This is a genomic window from Sphingomonas sp. BK345 (genome assembly GCF_014193845.1).
Lineage (GTDB): Bacteria > Pseudomonadota > Alphaproteobacteria > Sphingomonadales > Sphingomonadaceae > Sphingomonas.
Genome location: NZ_JACHZX010000001.1, coordinates 1 through 18,285, shown reverse-complemented (window position 1 = coordinate 18,285; position 18,285 = coordinate 1). Strand labels below are relative to the sequence as shown.

At 70.3% G+C, this 18,285-nt stretch carries 14 protein-coding genes; 7 read left to right on the top strand and 7 right to left on the bottom strand.

Annotation, left to right across the window (positions count from 1 at the left end):
* The first annotated feature begins 2 nt into the window (after positions 1-2).
* Positions 3-725, top strand: coding sequence for a CPBP family intramembrane glutamic endopeptidase (locus FHY03_RS21250; RefSeq protein ID WP_183921059.1), 723 nt, complete (start codon positions 3-5; stop codon positions 723-725).
* 149 nt (positions 726-874) lie between these two features.
* Here FHY03_RS21250 and FHY03_RS00065 read toward each other — a convergent pair whose 3' ends face one another.
* From FHY03_RS00065 to FHY03_RS00045, 5 genes are all read right to left on the bottom strand, one after another.
* A complete protein-coding gene (locus FHY03_RS00065) occupies positions 875-1,636 on the bottom strand; it encodes an ABC transporter permease (protein WP_183921058.1) in 762 nt (253 codons plus the stop codon).
* Positions 1,633-2,562, bottom strand: coding sequence for an ABC transporter ATP-binding protein (locus FHY03_RS00060; RefSeq protein ID WP_183928012.1), 930 nt, complete (start codon positions 2,560-2,562; stop codon positions 1,633-1,635). Before FHY03_RS00060 ends, FHY03_RS00065 begins: the two co-directional genes overlap by 4 nt.
* 263 nt (positions 2,563-2,825) lie before the next feature.
* Entirely contained in the window at positions 2,826-3,542 is a 717-nt protein-coding gene (locus FHY03_RS00055) for a DsbA family protein (protein WP_311721264.1), read from the bottom strand.
* Positions 3,539-4,873 carry a M48 family metalloprotease gene (locus tag FHY03_RS00050; RefSeq protein ID WP_311721306.1) on the bottom strand — a complete coding sequence of 445 codons (1,335 nt, stop codon included), beginning with the start codon at positions 4,871-4,873 and terminating at the stop codon, positions 3,539-3,541. Before FHY03_RS00050 ends, FHY03_RS00055 begins: the two co-directional genes overlap by 4 nt.
* Positions 4,874-5,275: 402 nt before the next feature.
* The gene (locus FHY03_RS00045; RefSeq protein WP_183929173.1) at positions 5,276-7,966 is read right to left on the bottom strand and encodes a ribonuclease E/G; all 2,691 of its coding nucleotides are present in this window, start codon (positions 7,964-7,966) and stop codon (positions 5,276-5,278) included.
* A gap of 435 nt (positions 7,967-8,401) precedes the next feature.
* Here FHY03_RS00045 and FHY03_RS00040 point away from each other — a divergent pair, with 435 nt between their 5' ends.
* The 5 genes from FHY03_RS00040 (at position 8,402) to FHY03_RS00020 (ending at position 14,992) form a co-directional block, all read left to right on the top strand.
* The gene (locus FHY03_RS00040; protein WP_183928008.1) at positions 8,402-9,361 is read left to right on the top strand and encodes an N-acetylmuramoyl-L-alanine amidase; all 960 of its coding nucleotides are present in this window, start codon (positions 8,402-8,404) and stop codon (positions 9,359-9,361) included.
* Positions 9,362-9,418: 57 nt separating this feature from the next.
* On the top strand, positions 9,419-11,920 hold the full coding sequence (locus FHY03_RS00035) for a penicillin-binding protein 1A (protein ID WP_183928006.1): 2,502 nt from the start codon (positions 9,419-9,421) through the stop codon (positions 11,918-11,920).
* 122 nt (positions 11,921-12,042) lie between these two features.
* Positions 12,043-13,170 (top strand): peptide chain release factor 2, encoded by a 1,128-nt coding sequence (prfB, locus tag FHY03_RS00030; RefSeq protein ID WP_183921053.1) that lies wholly within the window; start codon positions 12,043-12,045, stop codon positions 13,168-13,170.
* A complete protein-coding gene (locus FHY03_RS00025) occupies positions 13,171-13,914 on the top strand; it encodes a methyltransferase domain-containing protein (protein ID WP_183927997.1) in 744 nt (247 codons plus the stop codon).
* 181 nt (positions 13,915-14,095) lie between these two features.
* Positions 14,096-14,992 carry a thymidylate synthase gene (locus FHY03_RS00020; protein WP_183927995.1) on the top strand — a complete coding sequence of 299 codons (897 nt, stop codon included), beginning with the start codon at positions 14,096-14,098 and terminating at the stop codon, positions 14,990-14,992.
* Between the two features lie 145 nt (positions 14,993-15,137).
* Here the strand turns inward: FHY03_RS00020 and FHY03_RS00015 are convergent, their stop codons facing one another.
* Entirely contained in the window at positions 15,138-16,493 is a 1,356-nt protein-coding gene (locus tag FHY03_RS00015; protein WP_183927993.1) for a dihydrolipoyl dehydrogenase, read from the bottom strand.
* 118 nt (positions 16,494-16,611) lie between these two features.
* Positions 16,612-17,673, bottom strand: a complete 1,062-nt coding sequence (locus FHY03_RS00010; protein WP_183927991.1) for an SDR family oxidoreductase — start codon at positions 17,671-17,673, stop codon at positions 16,612-16,614.
* A 101-nt stretch (positions 17,674-17,774) separates the two neighbouring features.
* On the opposite strand from FHY03_RS00010, the gene FHY03_RS00005 reads away from it, so the two are divergent.
* Positions 17,775-18,155 carry a helix-turn-helix domain-containing protein gene (locus tag FHY03_RS00005; RefSeq protein ID WP_183927989.1) on the top strand — a complete coding sequence of 127 codons (381 nt, stop codon included), beginning with the start codon at positions 17,775-17,777 and terminating at the stop codon, positions 18,153-18,155.
* Positions 18,156-18,285 lie beyond the last annotated feature (130 nt).

The window sequence follows — 18,285 nt, the reverse complement described above, 5'->3', positions numbered from 1 at the left end:
CGGTGGCGGGCGCGGCGTCTTGGCTGGCGGTGGCGCTGGCGAGCCTCGCGCTGTTCCTGCGCGGCGGCACGCGCCACTATGGCTGGCTCTACCGCCCCGGCGGGGACTTGCGCCGCCGCCGCTTCCTGCTGCGGGCGCTGCGTCCGACGCTCCACTTCGCGCTGGTGACGCTGGTGGCGCTCGCCGCGCTGGGGCGGCTCGACACGTTGGCGGCGCTGCCGTCCGAGTTCGCGCCGTCCCGTGTCGGCGCGATCGATCTGGCGGGCGGGACGATGCCGCTCGACCTGCTCGCCTGGTCGACGCTCGGCGGGCTGGCGGTCGGCGGCGTGATCGCCGGCCTGGTCGAGCGCTGGCGCGGGCGATCGGTGACTCTCGGCGACGTCGAGTCGGTGCTGCCGAGCACGCGCGGCGAGCTCGGCTGGGGCGCGCTCCTGTCGGTCACCGCGGGCGTGACCGAGGAGTTGTTCTTCCGACTTTTGCTGCCGCTGCTTCTGGTGCTCTGCGGCTTCTCGGGCGCCGCCGCCTTCGCGCTGGCCTGCGTCCTGTTCGGGGCGGCGCATCGCTACCAGGGCGCAGCAGGCATGATCGCGACCGCGCTGGTCGGGGCGGTGCTGTCGCTCGCCTATCTGCTGAGCGGCTCGCTCGCGGCGGCGGTGCTGCTCCACGTCGCGATCGATCTCAACGCGCTGGTGGTGCGGCCGGTGCTGTCGGGTCGGGTGCGGTGAGGCGCGGGCTTCGAGACGGCACTTCGACGAGCTCCGTGCCTCCTCAGCCCGAACGGGTGCGAAGAGGCACCGTCATGCTACCGTTCGCGCTGACGAGAGGCTGAGCCTGTCGAAGCCTCGTCTCGAAGCGCTGGCCGGACCGCCCCCGCTCAGCTCTTCAGCCGCCAGCCGGTGTGGAAGATCGTCACCACCGCCGCCAGGCAGAGCGCGCCGAAACCCGCCGTGACCGCCACGCAGGCGAGCACGTCGACGTCGCTGATGCCGAAGAAGGTCCAGCGGAAGCCGTTGATCAGATAGGCGATCGGGTTGAACAAACTGACCGTCCGCCACGGCTCGGGCAGCACCGACAGCGAGTAGAAGGCGCCGCCCAGGAAGGTCAGCGGCGTGATCACCAGCAGCGGGATGATCTGGAGCTGCTCGAAGCCATTGGCCCAGATGCCGAGGCAGAAGCCGAACAGCGAGAAGCTCGCCGCGACCAGCAGAAGATAGCCGAGCATCAGCAGCGGGTGCGCGACGTGAAGGTCGACGAACAGGTGCGCGGTGGCGAAAATGACGAGGCCGATCACCATCGACTTGGTCGCCGCCGCCCCGACATAGCCGATCACCGTCTCCACCGCCGAGAGCGGCGCGGAGAGCAGCTCATAGATCGTGCCGGTGAACTTGGGCATGTAGATGCCGAGGCTGGCGTTGAAGACGCTCTCCGAGAAGATCGTCAACAGCATCAGCCCGGGGACGATGAAGGCGCCATAGGGCACGTCGCCGATGCTCCTCATCTGCGACCCGATCGCCGAGCCGAAGACGATGAAGTACAAGGTGGTGGTGATCACCGGCGTGGCGAGGCTGGTCCAGATCGTGCGCCCGAAGCGCGCCATTTCGAAGCGATAGATCGCCCAGATGCCATGCAGGTTCATGCGCGCTGCCCCACCAGGTCGACGAAGATGTCCTCGAGGCTCGACTTGCGAGTCTCCAGGTCCTTGAAGGCGATATGCTGCTGTGCCACCGCGGCGAGCAGCTCGGGGATGCCGGTGCTCTCCGCCTTGGCGTCGAAGACGAAGCGCAGCGTGCGCCCGTCATGTTCCAGCGTCGGGGACCAGCGCGCGAGCGCCTCGGGCACCGCCGCGAGCGGCTCGACCAGGGTGAGGTCCATCTGGCGCTTGCCGAGCTTGGCCATCAGCGCGTCCTTCTCCTCGACCAGCAGCAGCTCGCCGCGCGAGATCACGCCGACACGGTCGGCCATCTCCTCGGCCTCCTCGATGTAATGGGTGGTGAGGATGATCGTCGCGCCCTGCTCGCGTAGGCGGTGGACCAGTTTCCACATGTCGCGCCGTAGCGCGACGTCGACCCCGGCGGTGGGCTCGTCGAGGAACAGGATCTCGGGCTCGTGCGCCAGCGCCTTGGCGATCAGCACGCGGCGCTTCATCCCGCCGGAGAGATCCTTGATCTTGGCGTGGCGCTTCTCCCACAGCGAGAGGTCGCGCAGCACCTGTTCGATATAGTCCGAATGGCCCGAGCGGCCGAACAGTCGGCGCGAGAAGGTGACGGTGGCGAGCACGCTCTCGAACTGATCGGTGGCGAGCTCCTGCGGCACCAGACCGATCGCCCGACGCGCCGCTTTGTAGTCGCGCACCACGTCGTGGCCGGCGACGGTGACGCTGCCGGAGGAAGGCGTAACGATGCCGCAGATGATGCTGATGAGCGTGGTCTTGCCCGCGCCATTGGGGCCGAGCAGCGCGACGATCTCGCCGCGGTTGACGCTGAGGTTGACGGTCTTGAGCGCGGTGGGACCGTCCTTGTAGGTCTTGGACACGCCGGCGACGGTCAGGATCGGTTCCGGCATGTCGTCTCCCTGCTTCTCGCGTCAGTTAGGGAGCGTGGCAGGGGGCGGCAAGCTCGGAAACACGGTGTTTCGGGATGGGCGTGTGGAGCGAGGGGGTGACACGGTTGCGGAGCGCTGCACGCTCGCCCCGTTCGTCATCCCCGCGAAGGCGGGGATCCAGACGCGTGGACCCGCGAAGGAGTCGGAACGTCAGCGTGTATAGATCCCCGCCTCCGCGGGGATGACGGTGGAAAGGGGCTAATCGGGCGATTAGGAACCGAAACCTACGACACCCGCGCCTTGGCGATCGCCTCCTTCAGCCGCTCGATCGGCAGCGCGCCCGACAGCAGCTCGTCGCCCACCACCCAGCTCGGCGTGCCGGTGATGCCGAGCTTCTGCGCGAGCTCCAAATTGGCGCGGATCGTCGCGTCGGCGTCGGCGGGTAGCCTGGCGAGGTCCACCCCGGTCGCCTTCGCCGCCGTGGCGATCGTCGCCGCGCTCACCGGCCCGGCGGCGTAGAGTGCATCGTGGAACGGCTTGAACCGCCCCTGTGCCGCCGCTGCCAGCGCCGCGCGGGCCGCCAGCCGGCTGCTGTCGGCGAGCACGGGCAGTTCCTTGAACACCACCCGCAGGTTTTTGTCCTCGGCGACGAGCTGTTCGATCGTCGCCAGGCTGGCGCGGCAGAAGCCGCAATTATAATCGTAATACTCGACCAGTGTGACGTCGCCCTTGGGATTGCCGATCCAGGCGCCGCCGTAGGGCTCCTCGATCGCACCGCGCGACGCGGCGATCGCGCGCGAGGCGTCCTTCGCCTGCAAGCGCTCGATCGCCTGAGGGATGATCTCGGGGTTGGCGAGGACATAGTCGCGCACCACGCGCTCGATGCGGACACGGTCGCCGTCGGCGAGCGGGGCAGGGGCAACGCGCCCGGCTAGCCACATACCACCCGCGCCGAAGAGTGCGCCCAGCATCACCATGCCGAGCAGCCACAGTCTGTTCACCGCCGCTTCTTCCTGTTCTTGTCGAGGCCGTTCTGCGAGGTCATGGCGATGTCCTGCGCGCGGATCCAGTCGGGCGTGTTCTTGGGCAGCCCGGCCATGGCATAGCGGGCGCGGTCGGCGGCGGTGCGGTCGTCGCCCATCATGCTGGCGCGCTCGGCGCTGGCGAGCGCGGCGCGCGGCTCGTCGCCGGTGAGCTCGTAGACGGTGCCGAGCTGGAACCAGGCGAAGGGGTTCTCGTCGTCGCGCCCAACCGCCGTCTTGAGGATGCGCTTGGCTTCGTCGTAGTTCTTCGGGTCCTCGGTCGCGATCAGCGCGTGGCCGTAGGTGGTGGCGATCAGCGGATCGGATCGCGAACCCTCGGTGGCGCGGCGCAGCGGCTCGATCGCCTGTTTGGGCTTGCCCGCCTCGAGCAGGATCTGCCCCATGATCTCCTGGAAATACGGGTCGTTGGGCTCCTTGGCGACGAGCGCCTCGGCCTCGGCGTCGGCTTTGTCGGGGTAGCCGGCGCGGTGATAGGCATAGGCGCGCGCGTAATGCGCGTAGACCGTCTGGTCGCTGTCAGGATATTTCTGGAGCGCCTGTGCGGGCGGCAGCAGATAGCCGTCGAGCTTGGCACGGATGCGCTTGAATCGCTCCTCCATCGCCGGATCGAGTGGTTTCCTCCACGCCGCCGAATTCTGCAGGTCCGCGGTCATCGTCTGGATGCGCGTGCCCGACAAGGGGTGCGATTGCATGAACGGATCGATGTTCTTGGTGCCGTAGCGGAATTCCTGCTGCTGGAGCTTCTTGAAAAACTCCAGCATGCCGCGCCCGGTGATCCCGGCGGTGTTGAGGTAGCGCACCGCCGAGGCATCGGCGGTGGCCTCCTGCACGCGACTGAAGGCGAGATACTTGCCCATCGCCGCCTGCTGCCCGGCGGAGAGGATGCCCGCACCCGCCTCGCCGCCGCCCGCCGCCATCGCGGCCAGCCCGAGCACCATCGAGAGCAGGTAGATGCCCATCGCGGGGCGTTGGCCCTCGCCGGCGTTGACGACATGGCCGTCGGCAATGTGGCCGAGCTCGTGCGCGATCACGCCCTGTACCTGGTTGGCCGTGTCGGCCGCCTGGATCAGTCCCGAGTGGACGTAGACGGTCTGGCCGCCGACGACGAAGGCGTTGATCGAATCGTCGTTGATCAGCGCGATCTGCACGTCGCGCGGGCGCAGCCCGGCGGCGGTGACGAGCGGCGCCGACATGTCGCGCAGCAGCGCCTCGGTCTCGGCGTCACGCAGGATCGACTGGGCGTGCGCTGGCTGGGCCAGCAGGAGGATTGCGGTCGCCGCGGCGGCGATGCGGCGGCGCCAGCGTCGGACGGAGCCGCTGGAGCTACGCGCCCACGCCCACCTGCCGTCCTCCCGGCCTTGTTCCGAGATCCACCGCGCCGCCTTTTCTCCAGTCAGTGAAGGTGCGGATGGGTGCGCCCCTGAACACGTCCGGGGTGACGGGGCAGACCAAGCGCGCGACTCAAACAGTCGCGCCGTGCGGGCGAGCGTTCGAGGCAAACCGCGTCTGCGTCCGTGACCCTGGACTCCCGCGATCGCAGGAGCACGGCGGTCGTCGCCGGGAGAGATCACGGCGCCGCTTTCCTCATGATCGTCCGGGAGCGTCGGCGCGGCGAATGGCATCGATGGGGGCATGCGCCGGGCGTCTTGCCGCGGTTCCACTGAACCGCGGCTGAAGCCCGGCGCACGATGTCAGGCGCCGAAGGTACGCTGCCACCAGCCGCGGCGCGGCGTCGCCTCGCCGTCGGCGGGCGCGGCTTCCGCCTCGGCGTCGGGCTCCGCCGTCGCCTCCGCCTCCGGTTCGGCCGCGGTCGGCGCCTCGGCGACCGGCGCAGCATCGGCCTTCTTGCGGCGCGTGCGCTTCGGCTTGGCCGGCGCCTCGGGCTCGACCGCCTCGGGCTCGTCCCTCTCGGGGGCGGGCAGGCCGTCGTTGACCGGGCCGGCGTCGGCCGCCTCGGCGATCGGCTCGACCGCCTTCTTGCGGCGCGTGCGCTTGGGTTTGGCGGGTGCCTCCTCCGTGGCGGGCGCGGGCGCCGGCGTCTCCGCCTCGGGCTCCTCGGCCTCGACCTCGGGCTCGGTCACCGCCGCGGTCGCGGCGCGCGCGCGGGGGCGACGGCGGGTCTTGGGGACCGGCGCGGGCTCGGGCTCGGGTGCAGCGGCCGTCTCGGGCTCAGCCTCGGCTTCGGCTTCTTCGACCGGCTCGACCGGTGCCTCGGCCGGCGCGGCGGCCTCCTCGACCCGGTCACCGTCGCGGCGGCGGTTGCGACGGCCGCGGCGACGGCGGCGACCGCCCTCGCGCTCGCCCGTCTCAGCCGGCGCCTCGGCATCGGCCTCGACGGCCTCCTCGTCCTCGACCGGGTCCGCGGCGTCGACGAGCTCCTCCTCGTCCTCGCCCTCGGCCTCGCCGGCCTCGACATCACTCTCGCTCTCGCCCTCGGGACGGGTGCGACCGCGGCGGCCACGGCGGCGCCGGCGACGGCGGTTGCCGCGCCCGCCCTCATCGTCGCCCTGGTCGGCGCGCGCGCGCGGCTCGGCGGCGGTCTCCTCGACCTCCTCGTTTTCGAACTCCTCCTCGACCTCGTCCTCGATCAGGTCGTCCTCGATCTCGACGATCGGGCGGTCGAACTTGGGCGCGTGCGCGGGCGGCGGGCCGTTGGCCTCGACCGACATGCGTGCGCCTTCCTGCTCCTCGTCGGGGATGATCTCGACCTGGACGCCGTAGCGATCCTCGATCTCGGCGATGTCGGCGCGCTTGCGGTTGAGCACGTAGAAGGCGGCTTCCTGGCTGCACCGCAATGTCAGCAGCGAACCGCGCCCGCGCGCCGCTTCGTCCTCGATCAGGCGCAGTGCCGAGATGCCCGACGACGAGGCGGTGCGAACGAAGCCGGTGCCCTCGCAGTGCGGGCAGGGGCGGGTAGACGCCTCGAGCACGCCGGTGCGCAGCCGCTGGCGGCTCATCTCCATCAGGCCGAAGCTGGAGATGCGACCGACCTGGATGCGGGCGCGATCGTTCTTGAGCGCCTCCTTCATCGCCTTCTCGACCTTCCGGACATTGGAGCCATTGTCCATGTCGATGAAGTCGATGACGACCAGGCCCGCCATGTCACGCAGGCGCAGCTGGCGCGCGATCTCATGCGCCGCCTCAAGGTTGGTCGCGGTCGCGGTCTGCTCGATATTGTGCTCGCGCGTCGACCTTCCCGAGTTGATGTCGATCGAGACCAGCGCCTCGGTCGGGTTGATGACGAGATAGCCGCCCGACTTCAGCTGCACCACCGGGTGGTACATGGCGGCGAGCTGCTCCTCCACGCCCGCGCGCTGGAACAGCGGCACCGGGTCGCTGTAATGCTTCACCTTCTTGGCGTGGCTCGGCATCAGGAGCCGCATGAACTCCTTGGCCTGGCGATAGCCGTCACCGCCCTCGACGATGACCTCGTCGATGTCCTTGTTGTAGATGTCGCGGATCGCGCGCTTCATCAGGTCGCTGTCGCCGTAGATCAGCGCCGGCGCGCTGCTCGACAGCGTCTTCTCGCGGATCTCGTCCCACAGCCGGGCGAGATAATCGAAGTCGCGCTTGATCTCGGTCTTCGTACGCTGGAGACCCGCGGTGCGGACGATGCAGCCCATCGACGACGGCAGCGCCAGTTCGGCCATGATCGACTTGAGCCGCTTGCGATCGCCCGCGTTGGAGATCTTGCGGCTGATCCCGCCGCCGTGCGACGTGTTGGGCATCAGCACGCAATAGCGGCCGGCGAGGCTGAGATAGCTGGTCAGCGCGGCGCCCTTGTTGCCGCGCTCCTCCTTGACGACCTGCACCAGCAGCACCTGGCGGCGGCGGATCACGTCCTGGATCTTGTAGCGGCGGCGCAGCGACATGCGGCGCTGGCGCAGCGCCTCGACCTGGTCGTCGTTCGCGCCGGCGCGGCCGCGGCGGCGGCGCGGCTGGCGCGGCTCGGCGCCGTCCTCGACCTCGCCGGTCTCCTCCGCCGCCTCGTCCTCGTCCGCCTCGTCAAGGTCGTGCTCGTCGGCGTCGAGCTCGTCCTCGTCGCCGTCGAAATCGGCGTCGTCGAACGCGTCCTGCTCGGCGCGCAGCGCGGCCTCCTCGGCGGCGTGCTCGGCTTCCTCGCGCAGCAGCGCGTCGCGATCCTCCTTGGGGATCTGGTAGTAATCGGGGTGAATCTCGCTGAAGGCGAGGAAGCCGTGGCGGTTGCCGCCATAGTCGACGAACGCCGCCTGGAGCGACGGCTCGACGCGCGTCACCTTGGCGAGATAGATGTTACCCTTGAGCTGCTTGCGCTCTTCGCTCTCGAAATCGAACTCTTCGATCCGGTTACCCTTGACGACGGCGACCCGGGTTTCCTCCCGGTGGCGTGCGTCGATCAGCATACGCATGGTCATTGAACGGTCTCCACGCGCCGTCTCGCCCGTGCAGGGCGGCGGCGCGACGATAGGGCGCTGCCGGCCGCCCGTGAGGGCCGGCCGCGCGGATGGTGATGGGTGCTGCTGTCGCGTGCCGCGCCGCCCCGCGCGAGGTGCTGGCGGGGCGACCCGCGACCGCGCGACCGCCGGCAGAGGCCGGGCGGGGCAGCGGTCGGGCGGGGTGCGGCATTGCGAGCGTCAACCTGATGACCCGGGGCCGGCGTCGCGCCGGGCGGGCAGTGGCGCCGGAGCTGCGTCGCGCGTGGATCGCGCAACATTCCGGTCATGATCTCGGTAGCATCGCCGAACCGCCGCATCAACCGGCACAATTCACGTTGCTATTTCCTCACGCCGCCCAGTCCGTTAACCACGGAGTGAGGTTCGGGGCGATAGGGAGCGGGGATGATACCGCGAACGTACCGCAGGCCCGGTCGGTGCACCGGGCGGAACGGCGCGCGCGTCGGCGCGGCGCTGGCGCTCGCCGCCGCGGTGGCGTTCGCGCCGGTCGCCGCCGCGATGCCGCGCGACGCCGACACGGATGCGCCGTCGCTCGACTTCCTGCCGTGGAAGTCGCGCGCCGAGCGCGACGCGCACGGCGCCGGCTACAAGGTCACGGTGCCGGTCCCGCCGCCCGCGCGCGGCGTACGCCTGCCCAAGGTGGCGGGTGCCGAGGGCCGCCCGCTGGTGGTGATCGACGCCGGCCACGGCGGCAACGATCCGGGGGCGATCAACCCGCAGGCGGCGCTGCGCGAGAAGGACGTCACGCTCAAGATCGCCAAGGCGATCCGCGACGCGCTGGTGGAGGGCGGGCGCGCACGCGTCGCGCTGACCCGTGACGACGATCGCTACATCCCGCTGCGCGAGCGGTTCGGGATCGCCCGGCGGCTGCGCGCCGACCTGTTCATCTCCGTCCACTGCGACAGCGTCGGCGCCGGACTGCCGACCGGCGCGACCGCTTACACGCTCTCCGACGTCGCATCCGACCGGGAGGCGGCGCTGCTGGCGGCGCGCGAGAACAAGTCGGACGTGATCGCGGGCGTCCGGCTCGGGCGCGACGCCGATGTCACCTCGATCCTGATCGACCTTACCCAGCGCGAGACGATGAACGCTTCCGCGGGCTTCGCGCGGCTGCTCGGGCGCGAGGCCAAGCCGCTGATGCCGGTGAAGACCAACTTCCATCGCACCGCCTCGCTGATGGTGCTCAAGGCGCCCGACATGCCCTCGGTTCTGTTCGAGACGGGCTATATCTCGACTCCGGCCGATGCCGCCTTCCTGGACAGCAAGGCGGGGCGCGAGAAGATCGCGGAAACGGTGCGCCGCGCGGTCGAAGTGTATTTCGCGCGTCGCCTGGCAGTGCGCTGACCCCGACTGACGCGCGCGGCTTCCCCCGCGCCGGGAACCTGCTAAACGCCGTGCGCGATGGCTTCCGATCCCCTCGATGTACGCGAAGAGGCGGCCCCGCGCGGCGGCCGTTGGCGTGGGCTGTGGCAGCGCCGGCTGGTGCGCTGGGCGACGTATCTCCTCGCGCTGCTGGTCGTCGCCTTCGGCGTCTTCTGGCTGGTGTTCGCGCGCGACCTGCCCTCGGTCGAGAAGCTCAAGGCCTATGAGCCGCCGCTGCCGACCAACGTGCGCAGCGCCGACGGCGCGCCGGTCTATTCCTACGCGCGCGAGCGCCGGGTCGAGCTGGCCTACAACGAATATCCGCCGCTGCTGGTGAAGGCGTTCCTCGCCGCCGAGGACCGCACCTTCTTCGAGCATCACGGCGTCGACTTCCCGGGGCTGGCCGGCGCGGTGTTCGACTATGCGCGCAAGTTCGGCAGCGGGCAGCGCGCCAAGGGCGGCTCGACGATCACCCAGCAGGTCGCCAAGAACTTGCTGATCGGCAACGCTTACTCGCCCACGCGCAAGATCCGCGAGGCGCTGCTGGCGTATAAGATCGAGGAGACGCTGACCAAGCAGCAGATCATCGAGCTGTACCTCAACCAGATCTTCCTCGGCCGCAACGCCTATGGCGTCGAGGCCGCGGCGCACGCCTATTTCGACAAGGAGCTGAGCGAGCTGACGCTGGGGCAGATGGCGTATCTCGCGATCCTGCCGAAGGGCCCTTCCAATTACGACCCCTTCCGCGACACCGATCGCGCGATGACGCGGCGCAATTACGTACTGCGTGAGATGGTGCGCAACGGCTTCGTCACGCAGGAGCAGGCGCGGGTCGCCGCGGCCGAGCCGATCGGTGCGATCACGCGGCGCACGCCCAAGTTCGAGCGCGTCGGCGGCTATTTCGTCGAGGAGGTGCGGCGCGAGCTGATCGACAAGTTCGGCGAGACATCGCAGGACGGCCCGCACAGCGTCTACGCCGGCGGCCTGTGGGTGCGCACCTCGCTCGACAAGCGGATCCAGGGCTTCGCCGCCGAGGCGCTGCGCAACGGCCTGCTGCGCTTCGACAGCGGGCGCGGCTGGTCGGGGCCGCTGCGCCACGTCGATGTGGACGGCGACAAATGGTATGGCGCGCTGCTCAACACCAACATCTCGCTCGATTACAGCGATTGGCGCGCCGCGATCGCGATCGCGCGCGACGGTGACGCATGGCGGATCGGCTTCGCCGACGGCACCACCGGCGAGCTGCCGCGCGACGCCGCGCAGATGCCGGTGCGCAACGTCGGCGGCGCGGCGTTCACCGCGATCGAGCCGGGCGACATCATCGCGGTGGCGCCCGTGGGACGGCGCTTCGCGCTGCGCTCGGTGCCGAAGATCTCGGGCGGCTTCGTCGTGCAGGAGCCGATGACGGGGCGGATCCTGGCGATGCAGGGCGGCTTCGACTCGAGCGTCCAGTCGTTCAACCGCGCCACCCAGGCGATGCGCCAGCCAGGCTCGACGATCAAACCGATCGTCTATTCCGCCGCGCTGGAGAACGGCATGACGCCGGCCTCGATCATCGTCGACGGGCCGTTCTGCGTCTACCAGGGCGCCGCGCTGGGCAACAAATGCTTCCGCAACTTCGGCAATTCGCGCGGGGCGGGGCCGCACACGATGCGCTGGGGCATCGAGCAGTCGCGCAACCTGATGACGGTGCGCACCGCCGCGCAGACCGGCATGGGCAAGGTCGTCAAGCTGATCAAGGCGATGCAGATCGGCGACTATGCGCCTTACCTCAGCTACGCGCTGGGCGCGGGCGAGACCACGGTCGAGAAGATGGTCAACGCGTACGGCGTGCTCGCCAACTGGGGCCGCTGGCACGACCCGACGTTGATCGACTTCGTCCAGGACCGTCGCGGCCAGGTGATCTGGCCCGAGAACTGGCACGCCTGCGACGGCTGCAACATGCCCGACTGGAACGGCCGCGCCATGCCGCGCCTGCCGACCCGCGGCCATCAGGTGCTCGACGCGATGAGCGCCTATCAGATGGTGCACATCACCGAGGGGGTGATCCAGCGCGGCACCGCCACCGCGCTGCGCGATCTGGGTCGCCCGATGTTCGGCAAGACCGGCACCAACAATGGCCCCACCGATGTGTGGTTCATCGGCGGCACGCCGCAGATGATCGCCGGCCTGTACCTCGGCTTCGACACGCCGCGCAGCCTCGGCGGCTACGCGCAGGGCGGCACCGTGGCGGTGCCGGTGTTCAAGGAGTGGGCGCAGAAGGCCTATGAGGGCCTGCCCGTGCTGCCGTTCCGCGCGCCCGCCGGCGTGCGCATGGTGCGGATCGACCGTGCGTCGGGCCGGCCGGTCTACGGCACCTTCCCGACCGGCGACGATCCCAAGCCCGCGGTGATCTGGGAGGCGTTCAAGCCGCAGAGCGAGGCGCGCCGCGCCCGCCGCGCCGGCCCGACTGCCGCCCCGAGTGCGGCGCCCAGTGCCGGGACGACCGGCGCGCCGCCGAGCGACAGCGACTTCTTGCAGAGGCAGGGGGGCATCTACTAAGTCGTCGGGCTGAACATTCTTTCGTCATCCCAGCGTCGGCCGGGATCTCCGGCCACGATGCGATCCCCGTGCCGCGCGAGATTCCGGCGCCTGCTGGATGACGTGACCGCTGGAGATACCCTATGCGCGCCGAAGCGCAGGCTCATGTCGACACCATCAACGCGGCGCTGGCGCTGCTGCGCCAGTCGCTCGACTGGGACCGCGCGCTGCGCCGGCTCGACGAGCTCAACGCGCGCGTCGAGGACCAGTCGCTCTGGAACAACCCCAAGGAAGCGCAGGCGGTCATGCGCGAGCGCCGCCGCCTCGACGAGGCGATCGGCGCGACCCGCGCGATCGAGCGCGAGCTGGCGGACACGGTCGAGCTGATCGACATGGCCGAGGCGGAGGGCGACGCCGAGATGGCGGACGAGGGCACCGACGCGCTCGCGCAGCTCGCCGAGCGCGCGCAGGCCGACAAGGTGAAGGCGCTGCTCTCGGGCGAGGCCGACGCCAATGACACCTATCTTGAGATCAACGCCGGCGCTGGCGGCACCGAGAGCCAGGACTGGGCCGAGATGCTCCAGCGCATGTACACGCGCTGGGCCGAGCGCCACGGCTACAAGGTGGAGCTGGTCGACTATCACGCCGGCGAGCAGGCCGGGATCAAGTCCGCGACGCTGCTGGTGAAGGGCGAGAACGCCTATGGCTATGCCAAGGTGGAATCGGGCGTCCATCGGCTCGTACGGATCAGCCCGTACGACAGCGCGGCGCGTCGCCACACCAGCTTCTCGAGCGTGTGGGTCTATCCGGTGATCGACGACAATATCGAGGTCGAGATCAACGAGAGTGATCTGCGCATCGACACCTATCGCGCGTCCGGCGCGGGTGGACAGCACATCAACACCACCGACTCCGCGGTGCGCATCACGCACTTGCCGACGGGGATCGTGGTGCAGTGCCAGAACCAGCGTTCGCAGCACAAGAACAAGGCCGAGGCGTACAACCAGCTGCGCGCGCGGCTCTACGAGCGCGAGCTCGCCGAGCGCGAGGCGATCAGCAATGCCGAGAACGCCACCAAGACTGACATCGGCTGGGGTCACCAGATCCGCTCCTACGTGCTCCAGCCGTATCAGCTCGTGAAGGACCTGCGCACCGGCGCGACCTCGACCTCGCCGGGCGACGTGCTCGACGGCGATCTCGATACTTTCATGGCGGCGGCGCTGTCGCAGCGCGTCACCGGTGAGAAGGTCGCGGTGGAGGACGTCGACTAAGTGGCGCGCGCGCTCGCCCGCTCGGCGCTGCTCGCCGCGACGCTGCTGCTGGCGGCGTGCGACGGTACGCAGCCGCTGATCAAGCACGAGCCCAAGCAGCCGGGGCCGTTCCCCGAGGCCGACCGGCCGGTGGCGACGATCGTGTCGGCGCGCTGGTCGACCGAGGAGGCGCGCGACCGGCTCAACGAGGCCAGCCGCGTCATGGACCTCGCCGAGATCCGCAAGGGCATGACCGTCGCCGACCTGGGCGCGGGCGAGGGTTATTATACCACGCGCCTGGCGAGCCGTGTCGGCGCCGAGGGGCGCGTGCTGGCGGAGGACATCGTGCCCGCGGTGCGCGACGCACTGGCCGAGCGAGTCACGCGCGAGCGGCTCGAGAATGTCAGCGTGCGGCTCGGCATGCCGGCCGACCCGCGGCTGCCCGAGAACAGCTTCGACCGTATCCTGATGGTGCACATGTACCACGAGATCGCGCAGCCCTACGAATTCCTGTGGCGGATGCGGTCGTCGCTGCGGCGCGGCGGGCTGGTGGTGGTGGTCGACGCCAACCGCCCGACGCGCGACCACGGCACGCCCCCGGCGCTGCTCAAGTGCGAGTTCGCCGCGGTCGGCTATGCCCAGGTCGACTTCCGCGAGATGCGCTCCGCGGGGGGCTATTTCACGACCTTCCGCGCGGCGGGGCCGCGACCCGACCCGGCCGCGATCCGCGCCTGTCGCATCAACGACGAGGCGAAGGCGGGGTAGGTGACGGTCGTCTTCTCCTTCCTGTTCCCCGGCGAAGGCCGGGGTCCGGTTGGATGACGCAGGTACATTCCACGGCGACCTCCCGATCTGGGCCCCGGCCTGCGCCGGGAAACTTCAAGCGCGAGCCGCGCGCCTCCGCCGCAGGATGACGTCCGCCCGCGCATCCGCTACCACCTCCGGCATGCCGCATCCCGAACAGCCCTATCTCGACCTGATGGCGCAGGTGCTCGAGCGCGGCGACGAGCGCCTCGACCGGACCGGAGTCGGCACGCGCTCGCTCTTCGGCGCGATGCTGCGGTTCGACCTCGCCGATGGCGCCGCACCGATCCTCACCACCAAGCGGGTCTACTGGAAGACCGCGGTGAAGGAGATGCTGTGGTTTCTCACCGGCGGCACCAACATCCAGCCGCTGCTGCGCGACAACGTCCGCATCTGGACCGACTGGCCGCTCGAGGCCTACCGCCGCGCCACCGGCGAGCCGATCGCGCAGGACGAGTTCGAGCGCCGCATCGTCGCCGACGACGATTTCGCCGCACGCTGGGGCGAGCTCGGGCCGGTCTATGGCAAGCAGTGGCGGCGCTGGCTGGGGGCCGACGGTCGCGAGTACGATCAGATCGCCGAGCTCGTCCGCTCCCTGCGCGAGAACCCGACGAGCCGCCGCATGCTGTTCCACGCCTGGAACGTGCCCGAGCTGGGCGCGATGGCGCTGCCCCCCTGTCACATGGTCTACCAATATCACGTCGCCTCGGGCGGCCGGCTCAACTGCCTGCTGTATCAGCGCTCGGTCGACCTGCTGCTCGGTGCGCCGTTCAATTTCGTCGGCGCGGCCGCGCTGCAGCTGATGCTGGCGCAGCAGGCGGATCTCACGCCGGGCGAGCTGGTCTGGGTCGGCGGTGACGTGCATCTCTACCTCAACCACCTCGAGCAGGCGGAGGAACAGCTGCGTCGCGCGCCGCGCGCGGTGCCGCGGATGCGCCTCACACGACGGCCTGACACGATTGACGGCTATGCGATAGGCGACTTCGCGGTGGAGGATTATGAGCCGCACGGTGCGATCAAGGCCGACGTCGCGGTGTGATCCGAGGCATGCTCGCGGCGGATGTCCGGCGGCGGGGAGCAAGACAGCGATGATCAAAGGAGGCGAGGCGGACGCGGCGGCGGTGTCCCCCTTGCTGGCGCGCGATCGCAAAAGGCGTGGTCAAGCCGAGCGCTCGTGGCGCCGCTCAGTCGTTCACGCCGAGCAGGTCGCGCGCCGCCGCCTGGAGCAGCTCCTCGACCGCGGGATGGTACCAGGCCTGGTCGCCGAAGGTCGCCACGTCGGTACCCCGATCGATCGCCAGCGCGACGAGGTGGCCGAGATGCTCGCCGCCCGGTGCCGCGATGGTCGCCCCGATCAGCCGGCCGTGGGCGTCGCCGTAGAGCCGGACAAGCCCCTGGTCCTCGCCGTCGACGGTGGCGCGGCCGTTGTCGCTGACCTTGGCCGCGCCGATCCGTGAACCCTCGGGCAGCGAGCCGAAGTCGCATCCGACCGCCACGAGATTAGGCTCGGTGAAGGCGATCGCGAAGGCGGGCAGTTCCCGCGGTGGCTCACCGCCGGCGGCGACGTCGCCGGCGATCCGGCCGCCACGCGCGGCCTCGTGAAGCACCGGGCGCCACGCCCCCGCGTCGCCGGCGACGAAGATCGCGCTCTCGCCGCAGCGACGCGAGCGCGGGTCGAACTCGGGCGTGCCGTGCTCGTCGAGCGCGAGCCCGGTGGTCTCCAGCGCCAGCTCGGCGAGGCTCGGCGGACGGCCGGTCGCGGCGAGGATAAGGTCGACCGTGGTCTCGCCGCCCTCCCATGTCAGTCGCGCGCGGCCGTCGTCGGTGGCCGAGACGTCGGCCTCGACGCCGAGCGCGAGCGTCATCTCACGCCCGAGCGCGGCGACCGCGACGCGGTTGACCTCCGGATCCTTGACCCCGCCGACGCTCTCCCCGTCGTCGATCACCGTGACCGCCACGCCGAGCCGAGCGAAGGCCTGGCCGAGTTCGAGCCCAAGCGGACCGGCGCCGAGCACCGCGAGCGTGCGCGGCAGCCCGTCGAGATCGAAGATGGTCTCGTGCGTGCGGACGAGGGGGCGCACCGGGTCGAGCAGCTCAGGCACGGTCGGGTGACCGCCGGTTGCGATCACGATCCCGCTCCGCGCGGTGACGCGGGTATCGCCGACCATCACCGCGTCCGCCGCGCAGAAGCGCGCGACCCCGTGGATCACTCGGTCCGCGGGGATGGCATGATAGTCGTCGAGCACGGCCTGCACGAAACGGTCGCGCTCGGCGCGCACCCGCTGCCACACGCGCGCTGCGTCGACCGTGACCGCGCCGGTGTCGACTCCGAACGCCGCCGCACCGCGCGCCTGGTGCGCGGCCCGGCCCGCGGCGATCAACAGCTTGGACGGCATGCAGCCGACGCGCGTGCAGGTCGAGCCGCCGGGGCCGCGCTCGACGATCAGCGTGTCGGCGCCGCGCGCGGCGGCAGCCTTATAGGCCTTCAGCCCGGCGGTGCCGGCACCCAGAATCAGCACGTCGCAGTCACGCGAGCCCATCGGTCATCCTCCACCCGTCGGTTCGGCGTGGATCGAGACCCTCACGCGGCTGATCGAACGTGTCGGTGCTCGCTAACGTTGCACATAGGTTAGCATTTTCGTGCCGTCGCCGGACGGCTCATGGGATCAGCCGCTCGGCGCGGAGCCCCTCGAACAGGGCGAAGAAGGCGTCGTCGGTCGGCTGATAGGCAGTGAAGCCCAGCCGGCGGCTCTTGCCCATGTCGGTCACCACCTCGATCGGACGGCCGAGATCGGCGTCGGTGTGCCAGGGGGAGGCGAGGCGGGCGAGCTCGGGCTCGGCCAGCCCCTCGCGCAGCGCCAGCTCGCGCCACAGCGGCGCGTCCTCCGCCATCTGCTGCTCGAGCGGACGAACGGTGCCGTCGAAGGGCGCCGCCGCGACGCCGAACCAGCCCGCGATCCGCTCCCACATCCACTGCCAGCGAAAGACGTCGCCGTTGACGACGTTGAACGCCTCGTCGTGCGCCACCTCGGTCTCCGCGGCCCACAGCAGGTGCCGCGCGAGCAGGCCGGCGTCGGTCATGTCGGTCAGCCCGGACCATTGCGCCGCCGAGCCGGGGAAGGTGAAGGCGCGGCCGAGTTCGCGGCACAGGGTGGCGTAGACCGCCAGCGTGGTCCCCATGTTCATCGCATTGCCGACCGCCTTGCCGATCACGGTGTGCGGGCGGTGGACGCTCCAGCTGAAGCCGTCGCGCGCCGCCGCGGCGAACAGCTCGTCCTCCTGCGCATAGTAGAAGTTCTCGACGTCGAGGCGGCCCTGTTCCTCGCGGAACGGCGTCTGCGGCAGCGTGCCTTTGCCATAGGCCTCGAATGGCCCGAGATAATGCTTCAGCCCGGTGACCAGCGCGACGTGGCGCGGCGCGGTCGGTGCGGGAAGCGCGTCGAGCAGGTGGCGCACCATCGCCGAGTTGACTCGGATGTTCTCCGCCTCGCTGTCCTGGCGCAGCCAGGTGGTGATGAACACCGCGTCGGGCGCGAGCGCGCCGATCGCTTCGCGAGTCGCCGCCGCGTCGCGCAGGTCGGCCGCGACCGGGGTTACGCCCGGCAGCTCGACCGCGCGGCGCGCGAGCCCGTGCACCGTCCAGCCCTGCTCCACCAGCAGCGCCGCGGTCGCTCCGCCGACGATACCGCTCGCGCCCACCACCAATGCCGTCTTCGCCACGTCAGATCCTTTCGTTCGTCGAACGTTGGCAAGGAGCTAGGCAGCCGGGCCGGCAGCTTCTAGACGGCACCCGAACGTGCCCTAGGCACCAGGAGGTGACCATGGATAGCGGCAGCCCCGACGAGGAATGGCGCGAGGATTGCGCGCCGCGCCGCGTGCTCGAGCTGTTCGCGACCAAGTGGACCAGCATGGTGCTGCACACGCTGCACGCGCGCCACGGCGGCGCGGCGCGCACCGGCGTGCTCCAGCGCAGCCTGCCCGGCATCTCGAAGAAGATGCTGACCCAGACGCTGCGCGAGATGGAGGCGAGCGGGCTGATCACGCGCCACGTCGAGACAGTGGTGCCGCCCGCGGTGAAGTACCGGCTGACGCCGCTGGGCGAGCGCTTCGTCGTGCCGGTCGAGCTGCTCTACGCCTGGGGGCGCGACAACGCCGACGCGCTCGACACGTTGGTGCCGCGGCCGGGTTCGCGGCGGCGGTGAAGGGGGGCGGTAGGAGGGCGCCGTCCCTCATTCTAGCGTCATCAAGTCAGTTGTGACGCGGGGTGTGGGAGGTCGCGGAGGCGCGCGTTGGCGATGGTGACGATCTTTCGCATGACGGCGGCGAGGGCGA